Raw genomic sequence first — 23,908 nt, 5'->3', positions numbered from 1 at the left:
AGTTGCCGCAAACAGGCGCAACTTCATTGTGCTTTCCTTCTTTGTAGTGTAATGATGGACTCCCCCTAAGGAAAAGCACCTTTTAACCATAGCCAGAAGACTTAGAAGGTATAGAGCTTTAACGCTAAAAAAAAAATCACTGATATGTCCACCGAGCTATTTAGCAACTGAATGAGGGTAAACCATTTTGACCTTCTGCCAGAAAAATCCCTCTGCAACACTGATCTGCAATATACTCTCTGCTTTTGCAATCTCTTTAACATGAACATAGGCAAGTGACCTTATCTTCGAGTCAACTTTATTGATGATTAGCATGAGCTGCTCCATTGGCATCCTCATTTTACTTGCTGTTCGCTTTAAGGCTATTATATAGCCATACTTTTGATACTCGCACCAAAAATGAATAACACATTCTCTATGAAGTTGAGGTAGACTGCTGAGGAAGCCATTATTCATGTAGGGATGCGCTGACAACATGAAAGCATATATTTTATCAGCAGCTTCAAATTTCTTTCTAGCTATTTCTTCATCTTCTGCTTCAGCTTTTCCTTCGTCATTGGATGAATCAGAGTTCGTTCCTGTTTTTTCCTTGTCATTAGGTGCCTTAGATTTCGCTCTTGCTTTTTCCTTGACATTAGGTGTATAAAGCTTAGTTTTCACTTTTTCTTTGTCATTAGACTCATTAGGGTTCGCTTCTGCTTCTTCGTCTTTAGGGTCATTATATCTCACTCTATAGTTCTCGCGACATTTACCCCATTGTTTCCCTATTGCGATTATGCTCTTCATAAGAATACCCCTTTCTTTAATAACTCTAGCCATGATAATCAGACATAAGCTGAAACTGTCATAACCTCCAACACGTGCATCACCTTAGAGCAACTAGTTTTTGCTCATCACATCGTTATAAAACCTAACCACGATTTCCTTGGTTGCATCATACTGTTGCTGTGCTAACTCAATGGCAGGAACTCCAACATAATGACCCCATATGACAAAAATTGCTGTTAACAATACCACTGTTGCGAATGCGCTCATTACCACGTATAAGAGTAAAAGGAAGGATTTCTCGATAATGACCATTACCGCATTGTTTAATTTTCTGAATATCCAGCTAGTTGGCTTCACGATAAAGGTCTGCGTCCACCAGTTCACCGCTTTACCGGCTCTATCTGCCGTTGTTGTCACATCCTCATGGATCACAGCACCTGTTAAAGGAGAAGCCTTTTCTTCATACTTCTTCGTTAACTGATTTAGACTATCGACCATAGATTCATCGATTAGTGGCTCATCCTCAATATTTAATGAGCCTTGAGGTTGCGGCTTTGTTGGGGTCTCAATTGGCTCTAAATGATGTTCACTTGTCTCTGACATGATCTCTTTGAAACGCACCTTGCTCTGTTCAATAAGATTGACGGGATCGAGATCGATGGTCGGCATCTGCTCGTCATCCTGAGGAATCTCAAATGACGGGATATCGACAGGATTGGTCACCTGCTCCACTTCATGATCGGTAGACGGTGGAGGTTCCATAACCAATGCCGATTCTAAAGATACCTCTGGTATTTGTGCTGCTTGAATGGTTTGTGTCTGGGTGGGCGGGTGGCTCAACACTTCGGGCTGTGGCTTAGGCTTCTTCGGTGGTGCGTCAATATTCAAGTTTGTTGGTGCGTCGAAGCCGACCCCAAGATTTAAACTTGAACTTCCATCATTGAAAACTACAAAGGAAAGCTCATTCTCGTCATCATTTAGCTTCTTAGCAGTAGCGCTCATAGTCTTTCACTCCTCTCCTTAGTTGATATAAAATAGCTCTGAAATAAAGTGCTGATTATAATAAGAGTCCTTTGCAAATTTAATAGCTCTCAAAGTAGTAGCAAAATTCTTATGTATACTATCCGACAGCGATAAAATCATCAGCCGCGACACCATAACTCTCCAAATTTAATCGGTTTACCCCTGGATGGCAAAAAGAGAAGCACCTCGCGATTAGCGAAGTGCTTCCTGGCTTACTGTTTTTACTCCTCTGGACTGAAAGTAATATTTTTCGCATCATCAGGCAGTTGGATGGATGCGGTCTTGTCACCATACTTAATGATGATCTCTTTATCGCGGAACTGAGATGGTTTTCTGAACACAATCTTGAATACCTCGGCATCCAGTCCGGTAAGATCGATCAAAGCAGATTCACTCTTAGGTCTAACCCTCATCTTTTTGATGCGGAACCCTTTTTCGTCGTAAATTAGAACATTACGCCGGAAGAATGGAGGGATAAGCACCAAAAGCAGAAACGGAAGGAATTTCTTGATTGGACTGTCCTTCTTTGGCTCAACTTTTTCAGGCTCTTTCGGTTGCGGTGATTGCGGCTGTTGCGGCTCAGGTTTATCTTCCGGTATAAACTGCGGTTTCTCAATTGGCTCGATGATGAAGTCGATCCGTTGCTTATTCTTCTCTTCATCCAATACGACACCTTGGGCGACTTCATTACCGTCGTTTACAGCAGAAACCTTTTCTGCGGAAGCCGTATCAGTATGATCGTTATAGACGAGGACGTTAATAGCAATGTCTTCGCCAGTCAACGGGCTAGTTTTTAAGAGAACAGTATGCTTACCAAGTTCCACATTGTCGAAGCTATAAGCTCCATTTTCATCGGTATAAGTGATTCTTGGATTAGAGTGAAGCTCAACTTGGACTCCAGCTAAAGGTTTACCGTCAGAATCCTTCACTACCCCATAGATCGTTCCGATCACTACTTTTTGTGTTGGCTGCTTGACCACTGGCATCACCGGCTCCGATCTCCATGCCTGTTCAACGACTGCAGGGGCAGGGGTTGGAGTAGTCGGCTCCGGCGTTACCACTGGTACTGGAACAGGTTTAGGTACTGGAATTTCTTTGTGTTCTTCTGGTAGAGGAACCGGTACTGGCTTAGGCGTTGGAACTGTTGGTTCGGGTGTAGTAACTGGTTTTTCTGGCTCCGGCGTTTGATCTGTTGGGTCAGGCGTTGGAGTCGGCTTCGGCTCAGGTGTAGGGGTCGGTGTAGGAATTGGCTTTTGTTCCTCGACCTTTTTGTAGTAGAACACAATCACCTTGATCTTCTCCTCAGCGGTTAAAATCACCTTTTGAACCGCATCGCCAACAAGCTCAAATACCCCAAGTTTTTGATCTGCTGTATACGTTTGCTGCTCTCCTAGTGGAAGATTGTTCAATGTGACCTTATCCTTGATGGACTTCATCGTATCCTGATCAATAAACTCGACCGTCAGTTGCCCTTTGATTTTGGCGTACTGGAAAGTGACAGTCTTGCTTTCATCCTTGCCAAGCGATACCGTAACCTCTGCAGGAGAAGTTAGTGCATACCCCTTGATATCCTTAGCCTTGAAGGTGTGGCTACCAAGGTCATACTTCTTGACCTCCGAGGGAATCAGGTCCTTAACGTCTTCATTGACGTAGCGGATAGTGATCGTTCCAGCTACTTTCTCATACTGGAAGGTTACCGTTTTGGATTCATCCTTACTTAAATTGACCGATACCGATGCAGGTGAACTCAACACGTAACCATCAATCGACTTGGCGTTGAAATCATAGTTCCCCACATCATACTGTTGCGTTTCAGGAGGAAGCAGGTCTATTCCGTTGCTGTCGACATGTTTTAATGTGATGCTTCCCGTAGATTTGGCGAAGTGCGCTACGGCAACTTTATCATCATTCATCACTAAAGGAACTGTCGGAGTGCTGTAATCTACCCCATTGACCGTCCATTTTACGAAATACGATGTCGCGGCGGGAGTAGCAGTCAACGTTACCGGCTCTAACTCATTAAAATCAGCCGTAGTGCCGTCTGTCGGAGATGTCTCTCCATCTCCGATCTTGGAAACCGAAAGAGTATGTTTTTGAACAGCAACCTTATTGTAGTAGAAAGTGATTGTTTGTGTGTTAGTGATATCGGCTGCATGTACTGTCGCAGGGTATGACCCCAAGAAGATCCCGTTTTGATAAACCGCTACTTCCGTGGTGCCGTTGCCAACTGCGCTTAGAATCTTTAGATTGTCATCGAAAGTCAGGATACTGGTGTCGGCAGGTTCAAATGTGTAGTTGGGAATCATATCTTTCCTTGCGTTCGAGACTGAACCTGTCTCACTAAAGAACACCTTGTAGATATCCGGCTGCTTATAGTTGCTGTTAAAGGAAACCTTTTGCTCGCTCGGATCGGTGACTTCGTAGCCAGCAATTTCTTTCGGTTTGTAGGTACTGTCTACCCCGACAGGGACATCTGTAAAAATTGCTGAATCGAGAAGTCTATCTGTGCCAAGTTCCCTATACTCAACATTTACGGTCTTCGATACAATGTCCTGTTTAAATTGGAACCCGTTCTGCGGGGCAAGAGTAGAACTCATTGTTGGAGTGAAAGGAACCTTGGTCGATACTTGGGTAATGTAATTTGAACTAGCGTTAAAGTGCTTAATGTTTAGGGAAGCCTTCAACCCAACAAGGTCGGTAAGTCGGTTCGAGTCTACATTCAACATATTTGTAACCGTTGAAAGGTTGCCGAGAGCGTTCAAATCAATCAATACGTTAGATTGTAGGTAAAGTGATCCGACTTTACTTAACTGACTGATTCCAGAAATGTCCGTCAATTTGTTATTTCTAAAGTCAAAGGTTCGGTCATAAATGTCCGGTCCGAACTCGCTTGTATTAGACGGATCTATGTTATTTAGTCCATCTAGGTTATTTAATTTATTGTCTTGAATAGATAAACGATCTCTCACGTACTGCAAACTGCTTAACCCCAAGACTGATATTAGCTCATTAGAATCAAGGTAAAGACTTTGAACACTCTTTAAGTTCCTCAGACCGTCGACATTAGTCAAATTATTACCACTCAGATTAAGGCTTACCGCAAATTCTAACCCTTCTAAGCCCTCTGTCGAAGTGAGAAGATTTCCAGAAAAATTCATGCTATATGGTACGCCAGTAGAGGAACTGTTGAATACCTGCATCCCAACTAGGCTTGTGATACCTTTGTTCGAAGCATCAAACGTATATAAAGCCTTGTTGACACTTTGAAGCTCGACTTTGTTTAATGTACTGTTAATATCCTTAGGCAAGCCGCTCTGAGTGAGCCATTGAGAAAAATAACTCGCCAGTTTCTTATCTTTGAATATGCTTTCGATAAATACGTCTTTACCATCCTTGAATTGATCCAACGCTTCTTGCGGCGAGGATGGCATTAAGGCATATACGGCAGTCGTGACGGTCGGAGCATCTGGAACCCCATAGACAGATTCCGCTACGCTTTTGTTTTCGAGCAATGCGTCCTCTACCACTGCAGTGTCCGCAGATACAATCCCGAACGGGATGCCGCCGAAGGCTAAACAAGCTGCGACAACCGCTGAGATTACTCCCTTCAATTTAATTTTGAATAACTTCTTCATTTGAACACCTCTCCCTAAACCAAGCTTTTTATTTTCTACTGATGTAAATTAACTCAGCCGCTAACTGCTGAATTTCATCTGCCCAACGAACAAGATTGCCGTTAATTCGCCGCATCCAGCACAAGATCGGAATTGTGGAGAATAAATCCAATAAAAATGCAGCTGCCCGAATTAGCGGCAGCTGCATTTGATGTGGTTTAATATGATAGCCTTAGAAGTGAAGTGCGAGTAAAACGACAAAACACTACAAGATACCCCTTTAATATTCTTCGGGAAGAAGGACAGTGTAATATTCCGTCTTCCCATCATTACCATAGATCGCCCAAACCTTGCGAGGGAACAGTAACTTGTCGACCGAGCATAAATGATTTCCGTCACCGTCAGTAACTACTGTTTTCCCATCCCTCGCTTCAAAGGAGAGAAAAAACTCATTGTCTTCGTAAAGCCTCGTTATGATGGACACGATAAGCTGCCAATCTCGGGTGCTGAGACGCTCTACCCCAATAGTCATTACAAAGTCCATATCGCTGACCCTTCCCGTATCAAGAATTTGATGGAGAATTTTCCGGCTTAATGTTAAGCAGATCTCTAGCAATAACTAACGATTTCAGTAACTGCTGCCGTTCCCACTCAGCAATCTCTTTTTCTTCATAATGAGTATCAGCCGCGAGTAAAGCACGAACTAAAAGATTAACTTCCAATTCGTTTGACTGCCAGCCGCTAAAGATCAAGTTATAATCCGGCAAGGAGGGCTTGCCAGTAGAATAGGAGTTAGGAATTGACATAACATACACCAATGCTTCGACCGTCTCTCTTGGAACCCCCAATTCCATTCCTTTATCAGCTATCCCGGTCACCGTAACCTTCAAGTACTTTTGCCTGAATAGACCGTCTATAGCAAATTCGATTCTATCCAACTTCGACATGCTGTTTTGCGGGATCGACCAAATGACAACAGGAACCTTATCTCCCTGGGATTCTTTAATGGTCGGGAAGCTACGGAACTCAAGATCATAATTGTCGATATACCCCCGCGCGACGATATCACCGCTTATCTTTCGCTTCAACTCGTGTTCATTTGTATGGATACCATAAGCTGCAAAGAAAATACGCGAAGTCATATGTAATCACCCTTTTCGATTAGTTAGGAATCATCGTTTGTTGATTGGAGCCGGTTTTATCTGCGGCGGGATGACGCCGACCAGAATCACCACTGAGCTGCTTCAACAGCAGTAAGCGCATATCGCGGAATTCCCTACCGATTGCGCCCATTTTCAATAATGTCACTCGAAATTGGAATTTCTCATTATCGGACATGGCGATACGGGTTATTGCCTTCTTACTCTTAAGAGCGCTAGAACAAAAAAGCAAGCACAATTGAATATATGATTTTATAGCAACTGTATCTAATGAGCCGTTAAAGAGTCTGAACTCGACAGCCTTGAAGCGCCCCGACAAGAGGTTGTGTAGGTTCAATACCTTATACCTTGTTTCGTTCCTTCGTAAGGCTCGAGCTGCCTCGAGAGCATTGAACCCCGAATACCAAACGTTAGCGAAGTCCTCGAACGATTCCGGTTTTACCCGATTGAGCTTCTCGATAAACTCTTCCGTAAGCTCGGCGCAAAATTGCTTCTTCCGCGATTCCCTTACACATAAGGCACTGGTGAGCAGATATTGCTTGCTGTAGACCAAGTTGCAAAGGACACGCAAGGACTGCGCCGTGAATCTGGATGCATCAATGTGGATATGGATTCCGCAGTTTGCGCCAGTTGTTGCGCCCTCTCGCTTAAGAGCTGTAACTACCCCTAAGAGAGTAGGGATACCGCCGTACTCTAGGATTGGAGATACTAACTCGCACTTGTAATCTTCCGTAGCCGGAATGATGCTGTTACCTTCTCGGCGCTGAGCGTCGACGGAATTGTCTTTAACAATCTTCCAGATACGATCTTGCTGATCAGGAATATGATATTCTTCAAATTCAAAATTCCCGAACTTTGCAAAGGTCGTGCCAAAATACCCCACTAAGACTTGAGCGGCGTGTTCGCGAGTTATTCCACTAAACTCGACCTCTATGCCCGAAGTCAAATCATTAAACTGAACTTGCAAAAAATAGCCCTCCTTACCGCGATAATTACTACCTATGTAATATAATTTTTCTCAGGTTTTGTTTGCATCAAAGTGGCACTTTTCTAGAGGTTTTTGAAAAAATGTTGAGAGAATTTTCGTTAGGTCAGATTTTTCTAAAAGGTTTGATGGCTGAGTAGCCTGGGTGGGAAAAGAAAAACCACCCTTCGGGTAGGGTGGTTGGGTACTGGGGATTAATTTCAGGCTCCTTTAATACTATTGTCTTCTTGAGATACTTTCAAAGACTGAATCATTAGGTGAGAAAAATTCTGATAGAAGAATGTTTCAAAAATATCATAATCCTTTTCACTAATATCAGTCTTTGAGTTGCTGTCCCTTAACTTATGAACAACCAAATTTCTAAGATTCTTACATCGTTCTATAATTTCTCTCTTACCACGATGCTCCAGTCGTGTTGCTCTTGTCGGTGGTTCAAGAAGTTCCTTGAGTAACCGGCCAGCGCTCTTATCATTTCCGTTATTATCCTTGACTATTTCCGGTAAAACAAACTTAATCATCCCAGTCAAAAAGTCAAAACGATCTGAAATGATTTTATTTTTAGCCTCATGCTCATACGGTCGCATCACGTCAGGCATACTTTCAAGAAAAGCATGATGCGCAGTTTCAATAAAGAACTGTGTCCAAACACCTAAGATTACGGTAACACTCGTCTGCTCATCATTATCGATTTGAGCTGAAGCAAACATTCGCTGAATCATATCCCTGCTTGGAACACTCAACTGCTTAAACACCGGCTCAGGGAAAATAGATTCTATGCTTCGCTCATCTTCTGTGCTGAATATAATATTCTCTAAATTTAAACTTGAACCACGCATAAACTCGAGGAATCTCTGCAGTATATTTACGAACCTTTCAGCCTCCTCATAGCTCTTTGGTTCCTTAAACTCAATGTTCCAAGCTTTGCTAATCCTTGTTCCATCTTTCAATACTAAGGGATTAGGAAGCAGACCCTCAATACCTTTTGAATTGAGGGCAACTTTGCTTATTTTCTGGCTAAAGGTCGCTTTGAATTCTTCCTCTGTTTCAACGGGATGGCAAACAATCATCCTTCTCGCAGAATACACATTATCATCCGTTTTCTCAACATCCACTGCAACAGTATAACGATCCACTTCTTGACTATTTATTATTACTTGGCTGTGACTGATTGAGGAAAGATTATCATGATAATCTAAGGTAGTTGGCAGTATCTCGGATTTTACTTTTATGTAGCCCTTCTTACGCTTAAACTCAAATCGCTTCTTCCTAGTTGTAACGTTTATTTTAATTGTAATTTGACTCAGCCTCCTGTACTGTCTAGATTGTTATTATTAACTAGTCTTGCCAAAAGCAACAGTTGTAAATCGAGCCTATCCGTTTCCAAACTGACGTATGACGGCAATACCCCTATATTGATGAGTCGCTTAAGGTGATAATCAACCATTGATAATGGGTATGACAGATTGTTCAGATACTCAAACACTTTCTCCAGATCGTAATGTAGCCCTTTGAACTTAGGGGATCTCGAATGTAGAAGGTGTCCATGAGCCATACCATCTTCACCAAACGTCATGTTCTGCAACGCTTCGTATAGCTCATCGACCAATACATGTAGTGAATTCAGGTATTGCGCTACTTCTTGCTGTTCCTGCTCGGGGAAGTCCTGTGGAGCAGTGAACAGCTCGATCAGCGTCTGGATGTCATAATGATACCCATCACCCTCACGAATTCGAGTACTGTTCTCCTTCAAGAGAATTTGGAGCTGCTCGACAACATCGGAGCCGTGGCGGGAGATCGGGCGCTGCCGCTGCTCCTCGATAAAGATACCATGCTTTTTCTTAATTTCGCTGATCACGTTCGATAAGAGGGAGTATCGTTTAATCGTATACTCATGAATTTTGGCGAAGCTCATGGAGAAGCGAATCGGTTGAACCGTATCGGGATTGTTGCTGTAGAGATAAACCGAGTAATCATCGTTACCCCCGATACTGCTGCTGACATCGCTAGACCAAGAAGCGAAGTACTTATCCGTACTCTTCGTTCCATCTGCACTCCTTAAGTCGACCGGATGCGCTCCGAAGCAAGCCCGGATCTGTGCGAAATACGCATCGTCGGGAACTGCCGCGTTGAATATCGAATTGTCCTTCTTTAGCGGGTGTTCCATCTCGAATACACGATGGAGCTGCTCGATGGATTGAAGGACAATATCGTATGTCGTGATCAGCTGCAGAACATTCAATGAACGAGCATCGTCATGAGAGTGGGTCAAATTGATGTACGGCAAACCGTTCACGCTAACGGAGAGCCAGTCCTTCGCAGAGCAGATCAGGCTCCATAGGTTCTTGCCGTTGTAGTTGCTGTATGTGTTAATTAGGAAATCGTCATGATCGCTTACGGCTTGCTTGAACTCCTCAAGCAAGGAGCTATCGAGAATGTATTGATTCTTGTCTTTCATGCTTTACCCCCGCTCGACAATGGATACTTCAATTCTAGCTTAAATACCCATTTTCAGCCACATCTGGTCGGGTGGTTGGGTGCAAGTGCCCCATGTGCGACATGGGGCTATATAAAGGATGGGAGCTGATACGTTCCAAGATATCAGCTCCCGTATATTATTTGTCTCGACTATAGGGTCTTGAAATTCGCCCAGGACTACTCCGATCCGAGCGGCTGAGGAGTGGACTTACGCCATCCTGTTCCTTACCAATAAGTCCTTGCCGTATCGTTGATAATTCATAAGGAACTGGTTGTCGATGTGCATGTGGTTCAAGATCCCCATATAATCTACCCCTGGCTCCGAGTGACGGTAATCCTGAGTGTTATAGTATAGGTTGAAGTAAACATGATCCTCATCGTCCAATTTACTGATACTGTCGAATAGACCTTCAACATCGGCTCGGTTCAAGTATCTGAAGGATTTTCGCTCCTCAACAATGTAGAACGGATAAGATAGCGTACTTACCGAAACGATACTCTGGAATTTTCTCAAATCTTCGGGGATTGAATTGAAATAATCCTTCGCCGCTTCTTCATCTTGAAGGATACCTGATATCCAAGTCCGTTTGCCGTTGTGAGCTTCTATAATAAACATTGTCTTAACCCCTCCTTGCCTAATTTCCTTCAACTACAGATGTTACCTGTATTGAACAATCAAGTTGCCAGAAAGTCAATGTTACCCCTCTTTGAACAGAAGGGAGAACTCCTTCCGGATCGAGTCGTAACAGTGGTCGCATACCATAATGTTCTTGTCGCCAGTACTGATGAATTTGGCTTCGATACGATAATCTGTGTCGGGAAGAACCTCGGGCGGCATGAAGCTCGTACTGCATACCCCACAGGAACCATGAAGCTTCATGTAATCATCCATGCAGAGGGAACCCATGTCGTGGGTTAAATGATTGAACAGCATCTCAGCTTTCTTCTGACAAAATACACAACAACTCATCTACAACGCCTCCTGATTTGTTTTTGAACGCAAAAAACCGCAGACTCTACCCGTCAAAGGTAATGTCTGCGGTGCTTCCGCATTCGAGTGTTATTCAACTTCTTCCATAATACCCCAAGATGAGGAAGGGAGCAACATCCTTTGATGCTTAGATAGAACCTTCAACAGGGCTTGATATATGATACTTAATCATTAACCCCTTTACATCGGAAGGAAGGGATTTATCGAGTTTTACGATGTTCACCTTTTGACTTGGCTTTAGGACTTCAGAGGTGTAAATTACCTTGTCGTCAAGAACAATATCAAAGTAGAAATCGGCTTTATTGATTGTTTGATTCTCAACAAGTAGGTGAAGCTTTTTACTACCTTCCTTCATAATAGCTTTATCACTCATTTTCATTTGAAACAAATTATTGCTTGAAAAATTGGCATTTAACTCTTGCTGACTTCGATCAAACTCTTCAATAGATATTTTTCTAGAGCCGACTGTAACAACTTCATCGCCACTCTTCCAACTTAAATTCCCGATCTCATACCCCAATGGGATATTAATGAATTTAAGGTGGTTACTATACCAACTGAACCAACAGCCTAGAGCTACTACGATAATAATCGCAAATACATGAACAGAACTCTTTGCTTCACCTTTTACCATCTTCGATCATCCCTTCGTATAAGAGCTTTTAAGCAACCCGAAAAATAAGTTCTAGTGTTATAGAATAGGTCGAGTTAACCATCCTGAAATTCGACCTTTCTCCTCCTGAAATTAATTAAAATTCGGAGCTCCCTTCAAAGGGACTACAAGCAACCATCAACAATAGAGCTAGGTCAGGAAATTCGGATGCACTCCAGGGCAAAAAAGAAAAGCCCCTTCGGGCTAGTAGAAGTACGTGTTCAGTAACCATTTGATGATTTGCCCAATACCATCTAATGCTAGATACCCCAAGCAGATGCTGAGGATAATATAGCGCAAAACAATGCGCCTGAAGTAAAGGACATACACATTTTTGTAATTTGCTGAACCGATAGATGTTTCCGACTCCTTCATCGAGTTAACAGCCGTGCTGCTGACAAATCGAAATTTACCGTTTTGTTGAGAACGAACCTCCATTAGCTCCCTTGCAAACGGGAGTCCAAGGTAAACTAAGTCCAGAACAGTACGCATGACGAGGAATAATACGATAATGATCGCTGCAATACCAAGGATTAGCCTGATTACATCTAAGTATGGACTCAAAATGCGCAATGCCAAATAGATATAAGTCTCGTCCGAGTCGGTTACGATTGGGTCAAGCGCTGCGGAGAGATCGGTACTGGTGCGCCTTAAAGTGTTGGTGATACTCTGCTGCGTCGATTCCGATACCTTGGATTTGTGAAGCTCTTCCATGAAGGATTTCAGAGCTGTCTTTCTCGACTTGTCTGTGGCTGCTAAGAAGTTCGAATGGTTGAAGATGAGGGTGCCGGTTATCGTGTCGTACTTAAAAAGACGCGAATCGTGAGTCTTGAAGTTGCTGTGGGTTTTGAACTCGACCATCAATGCACTGCCATCTGTTCCAAGCTTCGACCAGACGACCTGCATCTGTTCTCGGTCTGATTGTGGAAGCTCCATGATCCTGACATCGTCAGCGGCGGCATAGATGCTCGTAGCTGATAAACAAAAGAGGATCGCCATGAGCAGGAGTATTCGGTTCATATAATCACCTCGGAGGGTAGTCTGGTAAGGTTCTGGACTTGAAGCAGATCGCAATGTTGAGTTATGGTAATGTTGGCATTCCAGTCCCGTATATTATTGTTTAGCTCTCCCCGATACTCTTGAATTTGAACTAGATCGATAAAGGCAGATAGTTTCCTGTAAGTTTCAATATAAAAACCCTCCATAAGAGTGGAGGGTTTAAGGGGAAGCTTTATAACAAAAACCTAAAGTTTCAATTTTCGCGGTATCTCTAGATCAGTTAAACAACTCCAACGAAGCTGACAACTTTGTAGTAAATCCATAATATAAACTCAAGGACTGGTTCACCAAAGATGAAAAGCAACCCGCACACCATACCTAAAAGACCATGAATCAGAATACGCGGGAAGGTCACGTATGAGGTTCCCTCAGCTTTAGAGGTGATATATCCCATATCGTCCTCTCCTGCAACTGGATACAGTCTCTTAAAGGTCATCATGTTCAGAATCGAGAAGTCAAAGAGAGGATTTAAAATATCGATCCAGTAAGCGATAATCAGCATTAAAGAATAAAATATCAAAAACACTCCTGCAATTAGGACAATCACTTTGATGAAGGTCATTAGTTTAGACTTACCTGCCGAATCGAGCTCAGACCGAATCTCCTGCATTCTGTTCCATTGCTCATAAGTCAAAGGCTTATTATCAATCTCTATACCGCCAGTGATTAGCTTATACAGAACATCTGCTTTTACCCCGGTCATTGCTTTAGCCTCGCTGCTCTCCAACCATGTAATGAGATTAGGGTCATCAATGTAGTAATTATTTCGGATGATACTGAACCCTTTGGCTTCTTCATCTGTTGTATTAAAAATGAGTTTAAGCCGGAAGTTTTCAGGTGCTTGCCCTACAGAATTATGATCTTCTCTTTTCAGGTGATCTGCTTCTTCGGTGAAGGCGAATTTTCTTACATCAATTGCCTGCAAACCCGATGACTTTGTGTCGATTCCAAATAAATCCTTGTTCATCCCGTCTAATGACAACTTACTGCTGTAGTCATTACCCATCTTTACCGTCCGTCCTGTATAATACAAAGTTCCAGCGTCCGAAGCGGCGGTACTCACAACAACTTCCTTATACCACAACGGAATAACCGCTCCCACAGTTCGTCCGTCCGGAGTTATTGTCGATCCAAGAACAAGGCTATTCAAATAAATTCCAAAATCATCGTAATTGCCTAACTTCTCATTCTTGCCGCTGACCTCATCGAATTTATAAATCATATTTTCTGTGATCCGCATCTTAATACCATTGATCAGTTTATAACCCTTCTTACCAGTTACGATAGGATAGTTCTTTAAATCGTTCTTACTGAACGTTGAAGGGACAATTAGACGCATTCCGACATCAACCATATTTTTAGGTTCAACTGCGATCCCCGAAAGAGCGGCACGGACGGACTTTACCCCGTTAGCACTAGCGACAATATTACGATCAATATCGCTTAAGAGTCCTTCTCTAATCGGAGAGTCCGGTCGCATAAAATCAAGAAATTCATCTGAAATACCAATGGTTATTTTATCATCTGATCCACCGGCTCCTATCTTCACCTCGTTGACTTTACTTGTCCAACTAAAACCACTTTTCAGAATCATCGATATGTCCATCTTACCGAATAAAGGATTGTAAAACCCGTCTAATGAATAACGCATGGTGACCCCTGAAGACTTTATTGTTTGATAACCAAGCGCAACCCCCTTGGCTTCTTTTGCATCTTGAAGAATATCAGTCAAAGGTACTTGTTGCTCTGGATACATAGAATAGATATTGTAGCTACTTGCCAAGCTGCCAAAGATAACTCCTTCTTTTACCATGAGTAAGTAACGTGATAATGCTTCTTTAGAAGCACTAATGACTTTTTGATTAACTTCTACCCACATTGTTCTGCCCTCAGGGTCATTCGGGATAGGAACCTCTTTCTTACCCCTCGGAATGAAGATAGAGTAGGGAGTCGACCCTCGATGGATCGTTACCACCACGCTTTCTTTCCTCTGTTGAAGCTGAGAAAGATCATAATTCCAAAAGTCGATACCCCCACTGGTATCGATCCCTCCGCTAATCGTCTTATCAATAAACTGATCTGCGCCAATTTTCTTCATATCAGCAATAACACTTGATTGTCTGTCCTTTAAAATTTGATCGAACAACTGACTGTCGCTCGTAGTTCTCCTCATGACTCCGTTGGTCTCAAAGTAATAAGCATTTGATGGTAAAAGTGAAGGGACGTTATCATCATACATGGATGAAGCGTAGGTTCTCCCTGAAAATAAAACACAAGTGAGTAGTATTAGTAGGAAAAGACCAATAAGCGGTTTAGCTGTTCTCGACATTATTGTGCACCTCTTTACGTCTCGAATTAGAAAGAATTCCTTCTTATTGTTGTAAGATAGATCAGAATACCCATCCCAAAATTTGAAACATGCTCCTACTCAAATTGCTGTGTTTTAATTAAAAGAGAAGAACCCCTTCATTCGGTTGAAGGGGTCTAACTTACTCAAGGCAGTAGATCTTTGCTCTGATTTTTATTATCCTTATCGGTATTGCTTGTCTTTTTATTCGAGTGAGGTGACGTCTTATCGTTGATAAATTTTGAAAGGTCTTTGTCCTTATTGGAAGGACTCGAGGATGATTTATCCTTTTCAGCGTTAGTGTTATCTTCCCACTTTAATTTTGACCTAAGCATTTCTACCTGCGACGATGACGATGACAGTTTTGCAACTCTCTCTCGAGTATCTTTATTGGCTGCTTCACCTTTCCCGTAATCTCTATGAGGGAAGACATTGTTTCTCAAGGCAGAACCAATGCCAGCTGCTTTTTGGGAGATGGTGTTAGATGCTTTTCCGATTACAGACAAGGGTGAATCAACATTTATTCCCTTTCGGGTGATACTCCTTACTGAACTTCCGATAACAGAAGCTGCACCGGCTGCTGCCATAACTGCGGAGTGGAACACAGTTTCGACATGGCGCTTCAACGATCCGATTAAAAAGCGAGTGATTTTGTATAGGACGAATACAAAGATGGCATCCACTACGATCATCAGCAGAATCATAATTGTTGGATCACTAACGCCAAGAGATGGACTACGCCCACCTACATACCCCGTTAATCCTTCACCCATAAACAGGGAGATCACATAAGCAAAACCGATGCTTGATATTAAGAACAAAAGAGCAGGAGAAATCACATTTTTGAATACTGCCTTCCAGACATTATCAGGCGGCGAGAACAAGCATGATAAACTCACTACGATACCTAAGAACAACAGTAACAACAGTACGAGTAGCTTCATTGACGGAATTACTATAATTGCAAACAAATCAGCCATTAGAAGTAGAAGACCTGTGAAGATTGATGTCTTATCTAGAACTCTGACATACAGATCTTTTTCCGCCAGCAATTGCTCCCCTGTTGAGTTAAGCAGTGTTAATCTCATAAAGGCATCATAGTTGAAATTCTTTAACTCGAAGTTCTGAGGGTACTGGACAACACTTTCTCCAAGGAACTTATTTTCCGAGAACTCCCGATTAAAGTTGAAGGTAGCCATCATTGCCGCCGCAGTTACTAAAACATCATCTCCAACAGTATCATTCGAGAAATCATAATAATTGTTGAGGTATTTCAAATCTTCGTAAGTAGATCTCAATGTTGCCTGAATTCGAAGCTCAACATTAGACAAATCAGATACTTGATAACCCTTGGCTGCCATATCAGCTTCCGAGAAAATCATTGGTCTTCCAGCCGTATCGTATGCACCTGGGTTCAGAGTGTCCGAAACAAGAACCTTTTTCTTCGCAATCGATACATTTTTGTTCATTACATCAAGCCCATAAAGCTGATCAACCCAAGGTGTATAAAGCTTCCAAACCCGCTTGAGGTTTTCCTTCTTCGATTTTTCGTTCTCATATTTCTCGCTAAGAGTAGGATCGGAAGGAACCCCTCCACTCTCGAAAGCGAATTTATCAATTGATTTACCGTGTTGAGCAGTCCAACCATTTACATAATCATTCCCCTGTGCAAGATACGGAACAACATAGGTGAATAACCCCTCTAAGTCGAGGAAATCGCGCATCTTCCTGTCTACTTTGGTACTGTCACTCCTTACTCTAAATACTTCATCCGATAGTAGAGCACCTCTAAAGCCACCGTTGATTCCTGAATATCTTTGTTTGAACATATTGTAAAAATAATAGAACGGACCCTCGGTTGACAAAGAATAGGCATTGTAAAACGGATTTGAAGAATCTGTAGCAATACCAGCATTTGTTGAATAATCGTTTCTGAAGATTGCCCTTGACACATCCGCATTATTCAATGACCAAAATCTATAGCTGTCTAAAGTGCTTTTGTCTTGCCCTGGAACGGAATAAACTGCAGAAGACTCTATCAAGCTTTTTTGATCTGGTGTGAACTTTACCTGCAAATCCGAGCCAGTTAAAAACTTGAATCTGTAGTCTAAAGCCTCTTTTAAGTTAGTCTGAGCATCTTTTACCTTATCCGCGGCGATCTGCTTCGGAGTTATACTTTGACGCAATAATTCATAGGAGCTTTTCGCTTCATTGGCAATCGAAATGTAAGGTCTGTAAAGGTAAGTAGCCAACGGATCGTCATAAACGTATTCTTCCTGATTAAGAAATGAACTGAACAACCACCGAAATACGGTTATATTCTGTATAAACCCTTGAGTAGCTTGATTCTTATTGAACATTTTATCGAATACATCATCCTTCTTAGGAGACATCCACCTCACACGAACCCCAACATCAGAACTATATACATTTTTAGCATTGTCCATATTCTGAGCGATAATATAATCGCTCTCGTCACCTTTCATCCTCGTAGCATTCAAAGCTGACAGTGATTGTTGGTGCTGCGTGATCGCCCAATAATTAAATCTGCCTGAGTATAGTTTGTCTCCAACGGTATTAGATAAATTTATAACGTTAGATATAAGGAACTGTGGTAATATCAAGACTACTGTCATTAAGATGAAAAGTAATAACCCTTCTCTAATGTTCCTGAATTTCGAGATCACCATCACAACAACGCCGACAAGAACAAAAACCATAAGAATCATGTAAATATGACTATAGTCGCTTAACACCCATTGTGTTAACGGCAGATCGTTCAAACTTGGGGTGTTAATATACCCCACTACAGATGCGTAGGAACTGTTACCTCCGGCACTTACGCTCAAGGAGTTTCCAATCCATGAACCTGTAATCGCTCTGTGGGTAGAAATAATCCAACTGTCTTGTGTTGATTTAATCAACTTATCCCGATAGTCATTCGGTCCATCTTGAAGTAGACCGTAAACTTTCTTTAGGACATCCTTCGACATTTCTTCCTGTGTTTTCTCCTCGGACGGAACAACTCCCTTAGCCCCGATAATATCATCGAGCTTTAAACCATCACTCATTGTATTAATGGTCATCGGAGGAAGCAGAGCATTTGAGAAACGATCACTTTTCCAAACCTCTCCGTCTTTTCGGACGTTAAGCAGTTGAACCATGTAGCCCCAATAAATGCCTGGGAAGTTGTTTACCCCGTTCATTACGGCTGTCATGACCGTGTAGTCTCCAAGCACACCTGAATATTTGTCCCCGGCATATAGCTTATCGCTGTCCAATTTGCTTACGAAGGTGTTATTCATACCGAAGATCCGGTAAATCATCGAATTGTAGAACAATGTGGAGAGAGCGTTCTGTCCGTTTTTACCTACATTTTTACCTTTATCATCGTGTCCTACAATCTTACCGCCATTACCTGCACTGAAAACCCCAGTCCCAGTAAACTCTAAGTAAGGGTTATCCGGCATACCTTTATATCTGTTAAGAATCGCAGTACTGTTTCTTATGGCTACAGAGATGTAACCGAGGTAATCATCGTTTGCAGTTAATCCAAAACCAGTTGTTGAAATCTTAGTTGGTTTAAACCAACCCGAGTCAACTATATTATCCGAAACCATTATTGCAGACGGAATCAAGTTATATACAAAATTATTCTTGTCTGCCCTTAACAATTTAAGTGCATCGTTAATTATGTCTGGATCTTCTGTCCCAAAATCACCTGAGTCGAAGAAGCTCTTCAATGCCTTAAACTCCTTAGAACCTGATTCAACCTTTTTACCCAAAGTGTTGTTTTTAAGATAGTTGACTAAGAAGTCAACGGCTCCCTGATCACCAGAATTTTTAGCATTATTGTATTGCAGCATAAACCGATTAAACGGAGAAGCAAAATAAGCTCCAGAATAAAAGTTAAATTCACCATTAATCTCTTTTGCGAACATCTTTTGTTTCAACATCAAGGCGTTATCGTCAGTCTTCCAATCGCCCTCACCGCCACTTGCGCCATTTTGAATGTTAAAATAATACATATCATCAGCCAGTTGGTTTAAGGAAAAGACGCTACCGCCGAACAAATAGTCAGAAAGAGTTGATTTCTGCGAAGGATTTAAACTTTGTTCATCCTCAAAATATTCCTTACCACCAGTAAATTTAGTAGCATCGATAGTAAGAAGGATCGAAGCCTTGGATTCTGAAAAAACTGAGTTCGAGGTTTGATTAATGAACTCTACAACATCCGCATATGGATTCGATTCAACCTTATCGCTATGCATTATGATCGCATCGGAGTTACCCACCGCTCCCTTAATCTTAGAACCCCCTGTGAAGGAGGTACTGGCTGAAGGTGACTGGATACCGTAAATGCTTAACATGTTCTTCTGATTCATAAGGCTTGTATTGGACGAACCGTTGGTGAAGAACTCCTTTATGTTGTAGTACGGAGTCATGAAGCTTTTATTTTCGAGGAAGTCCTCGGTGACCTTAACTACCCCTCCCATAACAAATACATTCGCTACAGGGAACTTGCTGTCATTGACCTTACCGGAAAACACAACAGGGTTTAAGGCTGCAGGAAGCACCAACACATAGTCCTCAATACCAACATTGTTATAAGCGCCCCAAATGTTCCCGATTCCATCCATATACAGACCTGACAACGCCCTGATCCCTTTCTTACTATCCAAGATCAACTCAGGCGAGAAGGAAAAGAGCACTTGTATTGCTGCCCGAGTTGCCTTATCGTTCAAATCCAGCACAATGGCATCAGGAGAGCCGTTTTTAGCATAGATTTTTCGATCCTGATCAACGCCAGCCAGCTTATCGTATAACGCCTTGCCCGTCATCGGAACCGAGCTTTCGGTTGGGGGAGATGCATACAATCCAAATGCCGACTTCGAATTTCTTAATACATCAGTGATCGCTGAATACAGCTTGTTATTGACGTTGACGATTTGCTGATAATTTTCAGACGATCCAAAGAATTTCGTACTTACCCGTTTTGGTAATGTTCCTTCGGATTCCGAAGCATCGATCATATCCTTTAGCTTTGTTTGACCTGGTACAAAGAAATTGGACAAAAATACACCGTAGACTATGAGCTCGTCTCTCGACACTTGATCCGCATTGATTTGTGTACGATCTTTTCTGAAGAAATCGATCATTGATCGAGCTGTGTCTGCCTGTTGGGATGTCTCTGCAAATACTGGTGCCTTTACTTGAACAGAGAACAGCACGACAAATGCCAACATGATCTTCATGCAACGAACAGCTGCTGACTTAAGCATCGCACTTTACCCCCTATTCTTTATGTCAAAATGCTCTTTCTTAGCTTGCGACCAAAGATTTATAGTTTGTAACATATCCGATACCCGAGACAGGAAAGGAATCAACTTTACGATCAGAAATAAACGATATCGGCTGCATTGAATGTGAAATAACTCCCCGTTTCTTATAAACTCATGATAAGTTTGATCATCGATTGTTACATTGCCCATGTACCTGCTCTGCAAAATAACATCGATCAAGTTCTCTTGGCGCATTTCATCGAATTTCATAATTCTTCACTCTCCCTGAAATTGTTATCTCTATATGCCCTCGATAGGGCGTCTACACTTGGTATAAATTCAATGCCACCAATAATCCTAAAATTGAGTTTTAAATCAAGATGAAGAAGACGAATATGGGAAGTATTGAAAAATGGACAAAAAAAGTCCCACGCTGCACATGGCAACGTGGGCAAAAGAGAGAGGGAAGATAGCAGGTAGATTAAGCATTTCCTGCTACTTAATAATATTTTTTATGCTCTAACATCTCTTAAACAGAAATCTCTTCAACACTTGAATCATAATCTTACCAAGGAACGATTCGACCAATCAATTTTCCGACGAAATCTCGACCAGAAACCTCACCTGACGCGGTGGAATCAGTAACTGAGCCGAAGGAGCAGTTTTCACCGACTAAACCGCCGACCTTCCCACTTCCCGAAACGGCTCCCTCTGCGGAAGAATAGCTTATCTCAGCTGTCCTATCTGGCGTCCCCGCATTCTGACCGACCAAACCTCCAACTCTATCGGATGTTGGGCTTCCTTTGACATTAGCTTTAGAATAAGAATTGTCGATAGTTCCGTGATTATTCCCGGCAAGTCCGCCAACATTAATCGAGTTATAAGCAGCAGTTACAATTCCGGTCGTGTAACAATTTTCAATCATACCGTAACTGCGTCCAGCTAAAGCGCCAGTAAAGGATGCTCCCAATACAGTAGCATTCTCCAGACCGAGATTCTTAATAACCGAGTCTTCATCGGTGTAACCGAAAAAGCCTACGTTATTGCTTGAAGATTTGTCGATCTTCAAATTACTGATCCTATAACCCCTGCCATCGAATAAACCATTAAACGGGTGTTCGCTCGTCCCAATGGGGTCATGCTTTAAACCAGCTGCATCAATATCGCTTCCAAGTTTAGCATTGACGGAAACGTCCCCTTTATTTACTTTGTTCGAAAGCCACTCTATGTGTTCCTTACTGACAAGAACATATGGATCTGATACTGTTCCAGAACCTGAAGGGGCAACTGGAGCTGCAAACGTCTGAGATGGCGGTGCCGCGGCAAAGATCATGGTCAAAGCTGTTAACGTAGCGAATGCTTTCGGGAACGACTTCATTATCTTTCTAATCATATTCAATATCATCCTTTCGGGGGAGTTGGCGGTAGGACTTGGATCAAACCGCCTTGTATAGTAATGATTTTGATTGCTGAATTTCTCTTAAAGTGGAATTTTCTCAAGAAGAAAAAATGCGAATTACCCCGAAACAGAATTCGTACTTTGACTAAGGGAAATCGCTAACTGAACTGGCAAGTCTGAATTAAACAACATAATACGAGTAGAGAAGACCTGGCTTACTCATAAAACTAAGCTCAAAAAATTATAGATAGTGTTAATGACAACACTAGATTATCATCCATTAAATAAATAACTCTAAAATTTTGGCCATCTCATAGTTTGGAGTAAACATAGAAAAACCCCTCATTAAGAGGGGCTCGGAAGTCTACTATATTAGCTTGCTAGTTCAACACGAATATGCATCTTATAACCAAGCACTTTGGATTGCTTGAACGCCATACCGTGTTTACCTTCTAACTTGATTTCTTTTGATCCCAACCGATCAACTCTAATCGAATCGACCACAGTGTTAGGTGTCTCCCCTTCGATTTCAGCAGGTGACCAAATTGTCGACCCATCAACATTAAGACCAAGGGCGATCTCCTGCTCCGACTTGCTCGCTGACAACTTGCGCCAGTCAGTGTCGCTATACTTTTTCGCATCTACTACTTTTGCAGATGTATCTGGATTAGCTTGGAACCCTAAAACCTCCACATCAACTGGAGCCTTAGATTCGTTTTGAACGCTAAACGGGACACTAACAAAAGGATTTACTTCGGAGTTCGTTTTGATAGCAAAGCTTACGGAAGTAGGTACGGTTACAATAATGAGTGTAGAAGAAACATCACCTGTAATATCGATCTTTTGAGATTCATCTGTATTACCAGAAGAACCATCTCCGTTACCACCATTTTCTGTTCCGCCGCCCTCGGAACTTCCGTCTAACGACTCAAATTTCAGCGAGTAATCTGTGGCGAAAATTTGTGCCGTTGAGGAACGATACCCCCGAATAGTGATGTTGGAGGTAACGGCTTCTCCGCTCTCAGTGAAATTAATGCTCTTGTCCTCAACGGTTACCGAATTAAGATGAGTGTTATTAACGAATGCATCTTGAATTGCTGTCACATTATACCCCTCTAAGACAGAAGGGATGTTTACTGATGTATTCGATCCAGCATACCCAACAATGGTCGCTGTTCCGTCAGCATTTGTATAAATGAAATCAGACGCCGTTTTCACATATGTTGCATCTTGCAAATAGTCCTTACTACTACCGATAAGACCAGGGATATTTTTAGATCCTCCTGAGATAGTCCCCGTAGCAGATGAATTATAAATTCCTCCGTTGACACTTCGACCAGCCAAACTACCAATGAACTCTGCTAAACCTGATACGCCTCCTGAAGCAGTAGAACTGTTAATCTCTCCAAAATATGAATTCTCACCAGCCAAACCACCGATAATCCATTGACCAGTAACATTTCCAGTTGCATACGAATTCGTTATTGTTGCCAAAGGATTAGGCGATCCAGCGTTTTGACCAACCAGACCACCAATTCTCAAAGAGTTCGAACCCCCGGTAACATTAGCACTTGAATGAGAATTTGAAATAGTTGCATGGTTGTTTCCTGCAAGTCCACCAATATTAAAAGCGTTCGCACTGCCTTTAACTGTTCCTGTTGTGTAGCAATTTTCAATTGAACTGTAACTCCGCCCAACTAAACCGCCTGTTGAGTTGCCACCAGTAACATTAATACTTTCAAGACCAAGATTTCGGATTACGGAACCTACTTCTGTGTAGCCAAACATCCCGACATTATTGGTTGATGGATTACTGACGCGAAGATTGCTTATCTTATTGCCTTTACCATCGAATACCCCTCTAAAGGGATTAGCCATAGACCCAATTGGATTCAGTATTAAACTACTTGCATCGATGTTATTTCCCAACTCGACATAAAGATTACCGTTGCCACCGTTTACTTGTTGAGAAAGCCACTCCAAATTATCTACAGTTTTTAGAATGTAAGGGTCAGCTGCCGTTCCCGAACCTGAAGGGGATACTGCAGCTGCATAGGACTTGATTGGCATTGCTGTAAAGATCATGGAACATAAAATAGACATGATTGCAAAAAACTTCGTGAATCGCTTCATCTAATCCTCATCCTTCCTAG

The 23,908-nt window shown here is 42.2% G+C and carries 15 protein-coding genes; all 15 read right to left on the bottom strand.

Annotated elements, in window-relative coordinates:
* Positions 1-156 precede the first annotated feature (156 nt).
* The 15 genes from E1757_RS04600 to E1757_RS04530 all read right to left on the bottom strand — a co-directional run bounded on the left by E1757_RS04600 (position 157) and on the right by E1757_RS04530 (position 23,888).
* Complete coding sequence (locus E1757_RS04600; RefSeq protein ID WP_133225606.1) at positions 157-786, bottom strand: hypothetical protein; 630 nt, start codon at positions 784-786, stop codon at positions 157-159.
* 93 nt (positions 787-879) lie between these two features.
* Positions 880-1,770, bottom strand: coding sequence for a hypothetical protein (locus E1757_RS04595; RefSeq protein ID WP_133225605.1), 891 nt, complete (start codon positions 1,768-1,770; stop codon positions 880-882).
* Between the two features lie 242 nt (positions 1,771-2,012).
* Positions 2,013-5,426, bottom strand: coding sequence for a MucBP domain-containing protein (locus E1757_RS04590; RefSeq protein ID WP_133225604.1), 3,414 nt, complete (start codon positions 5,424-5,426; stop codon positions 2,013-2,015).
* 259 nt (positions 5,427-5,685) lie between these two features.
* A complete protein-coding gene (locus E1757_RS04585; protein WP_133225603.1) occupies positions 5,686-5,949 on the bottom strand; it encodes a hypothetical protein in 264 nt (87 codons plus the stop codon).
* 19 nt (positions 5,950-5,968) lie between these two features.
* Positions 5,969-6,547, bottom strand: a complete 579-nt coding sequence (locus tag E1757_RS04580; protein ID WP_133225602.1) for a gamma-glutamylcyclotransferase family protein — start codon at positions 6,545-6,547, stop codon at positions 5,969-5,971.
* Positions 6,548-6,566: 19 nt separating this feature from the next.
* Positions 6,567-7,532, bottom strand: coding sequence for an amidoligase family protein (locus E1757_RS04575; RefSeq protein WP_165971955.1), 966 nt, complete (start codon positions 7,530-7,532; stop codon positions 6,567-6,569).
* Between the two features lie 218 nt (positions 7,533-7,750).
* The gene (locus E1757_RS04570; RefSeq protein ID WP_133225600.1) at positions 7,751-8,683 is read right to left on the bottom strand and encodes a hypothetical protein; all 933 of its coding nucleotides are present in this window, start codon (positions 8,681-8,683) and stop codon (positions 7,751-7,753) included.
* Between the two features lie 167 nt (positions 8,684-8,850).
* On the bottom strand, positions 8,851-10,005 hold the full coding sequence (locus E1757_RS04565; protein WP_133225599.1) for a hypothetical protein: 1,155 nt from the start codon (positions 10,003-10,005) through the stop codon (positions 8,851-8,853).
* Positions 10,006-10,233: 228 nt separating this feature from the next.
* Positions 10,234-10,641: a hypothetical protein gene (locus tag E1757_RS04560; protein ID WP_133225598.1), complete on the bottom strand. Its 408-nt coding sequence runs from the start codon at positions 10,639-10,641 to the stop codon at positions 10,234-10,236.
* 502 nt (positions 10,642-11,143) lie between these two features.
* Entirely contained in the window at positions 11,144-11,650 is a 507-nt protein-coding gene (locus E1757_RS04555) for a SurA N-terminal domain-containing protein (protein WP_133225597.1), read from the bottom strand.
* 222 nt (positions 11,651-11,872) lie between these two features.
* On the bottom strand, positions 11,873-12,688 hold the full coding sequence (locus tag E1757_RS04550; protein WP_133225596.1) for a hypothetical protein: 816 nt from the start codon (positions 12,686-12,688) through the stop codon (positions 11,873-11,875).
* 259 nt (positions 12,689-12,947) lie between these two features.
* Positions 12,948-15,056 (bottom strand): hypothetical protein, encoded by a 2,109-nt coding sequence (locus E1757_RS04545; RefSeq protein ID WP_133225595.1) that lies wholly within the window; start codon positions 15,054-15,056, stop codon positions 12,948-12,950.
* A 164-nt stretch (positions 15,057-15,220) separates the two neighbouring features.
* Complete coding sequence (locus E1757_RS04540) at positions 15,221-20,356, bottom strand: hypothetical protein (protein ID WP_133225594.1); 5,136 nt, start codon at positions 20,354-20,356, stop codon at positions 15,221-15,223.
* Positions 20,357-20,921: 565 nt separating this feature from the next.
* Positions 20,922-21,749, bottom strand: a complete 828-nt coding sequence (locus tag E1757_RS04535; protein ID WP_165971954.1) for a GLUG motif-containing protein — start codon at positions 21,747-21,749, stop codon at positions 20,922-20,924.
* Between the two features lie 378 nt (positions 21,750-22,127).
* On the bottom strand, positions 22,128-23,888 hold the full coding sequence (locus E1757_RS04530) for a GLUG motif-containing protein (RefSeq protein WP_133225592.1): 1,761 nt from the start codon (positions 23,886-23,888) through the stop codon (positions 22,128-22,130).
* Positions 23,889-23,908: the final 20 nt, after the last annotated feature.

Origin of the sequence: Paenibacillus piri, from assembly GCF_004354045.1 — a bacterium.
Classification (GTDB): domain Bacteria; phylum Bacillota; class Bacilli; order Paenibacillales; family NBRC-103111; genus Paenibacillus_S; species Paenibacillus_S piri.
This window is presented reverse-complemented; position numbering and strand designations above follow the sequence as displayed.

Excerpts from the sequence above, each read along its gene's own strand:
- E1757_RS04600 (WP_133225606.1), bottom strand. The coding sequence starts at position 786 with ATGAAGAGCATAATCGCAATAGGGAAACAATGGGGTAAATGTCGCGAG.
- E1757_RS04595 (WP_133225605.1), bottom strand. The coding sequence starts at position 1,770 with ATGAGCGCTACTGCTAAGAAGCTAAATGATGACGAGAATGAGCTTTCC.
- E1757_RS04590 (WP_133225604.1), bottom strand. The coding sequence starts at position 5,426 with ATGAAGAAGTTATTCAAAATTAAATTGAAGGGAGTAATCTCAGCGGTT.
- E1757_RS04585 (WP_133225603.1), bottom strand. The coding sequence starts at position 5,949 with ATGGACTTTGTAATGACTATTGGGGTAGAGCGTCTCAGCACCCGAGAT.
- E1757_RS04580 (WP_133225602.1), bottom strand. The coding sequence starts at position 6,547 with ATGACTTCGCGTATTTTCTTTGCAGCTTATGGTATCCATACAAATGAA.
- E1757_RS04565 (WP_133225599.1), bottom strand. The coding sequence starts at position 10,005 with ATGAAAGACAAGAATCAATACATTCTCGATAGCTCCTTGCTTGAGGAG.
- E1757_RS04560 (WP_133225598.1), bottom strand. The coding sequence starts at position 10,641 with ATGTTTATTATAGAAGCTCACAACGGCAAACGGACTTGGATATCAGGT.
- E1757_RS04555 (WP_133225597.1), bottom strand. The coding sequence starts at position 11,650 with ATGGTAAAAGGTGAAGCAAAGAGTTCTGTTCATGTATTTGCGATTATT.
- E1757_RS04550 (WP_133225596.1), bottom strand. The coding sequence starts at position 12,688 with ATGAACCGAATACTCCTGCTCATGGCGATCCTCTTTTGTTTATCAGCT.
- E1757_RS04545 (WP_133225595.1), bottom strand. The coding sequence starts at position 15,056 with ATGTCGAGAACAGCTAAACCGCTTATTGGTCTTTTCCTACTAATACTA.
- E1757_RS04540 (WP_133225594.1), bottom strand. The coding sequence starts at position 20,356 with ATGCTTAAGTCAGCAGCTGTTCGTTGCATGAAGATCATGTTGGCATTT.
- E1757_RS04535 (WP_165971954.1), bottom strand. The coding sequence starts at position 21,749 with ATGATTAGAAAGATAATGAAGTCGTTCCCGAAAGCATTCGCTACGTTA.
- E1757_RS04530 (WP_133225592.1), bottom strand. The coding sequence starts at position 23,888 with ATGAAGCGATTCACGAAGTTTTTTGCAATCATGTCTATTTTATGTTCC.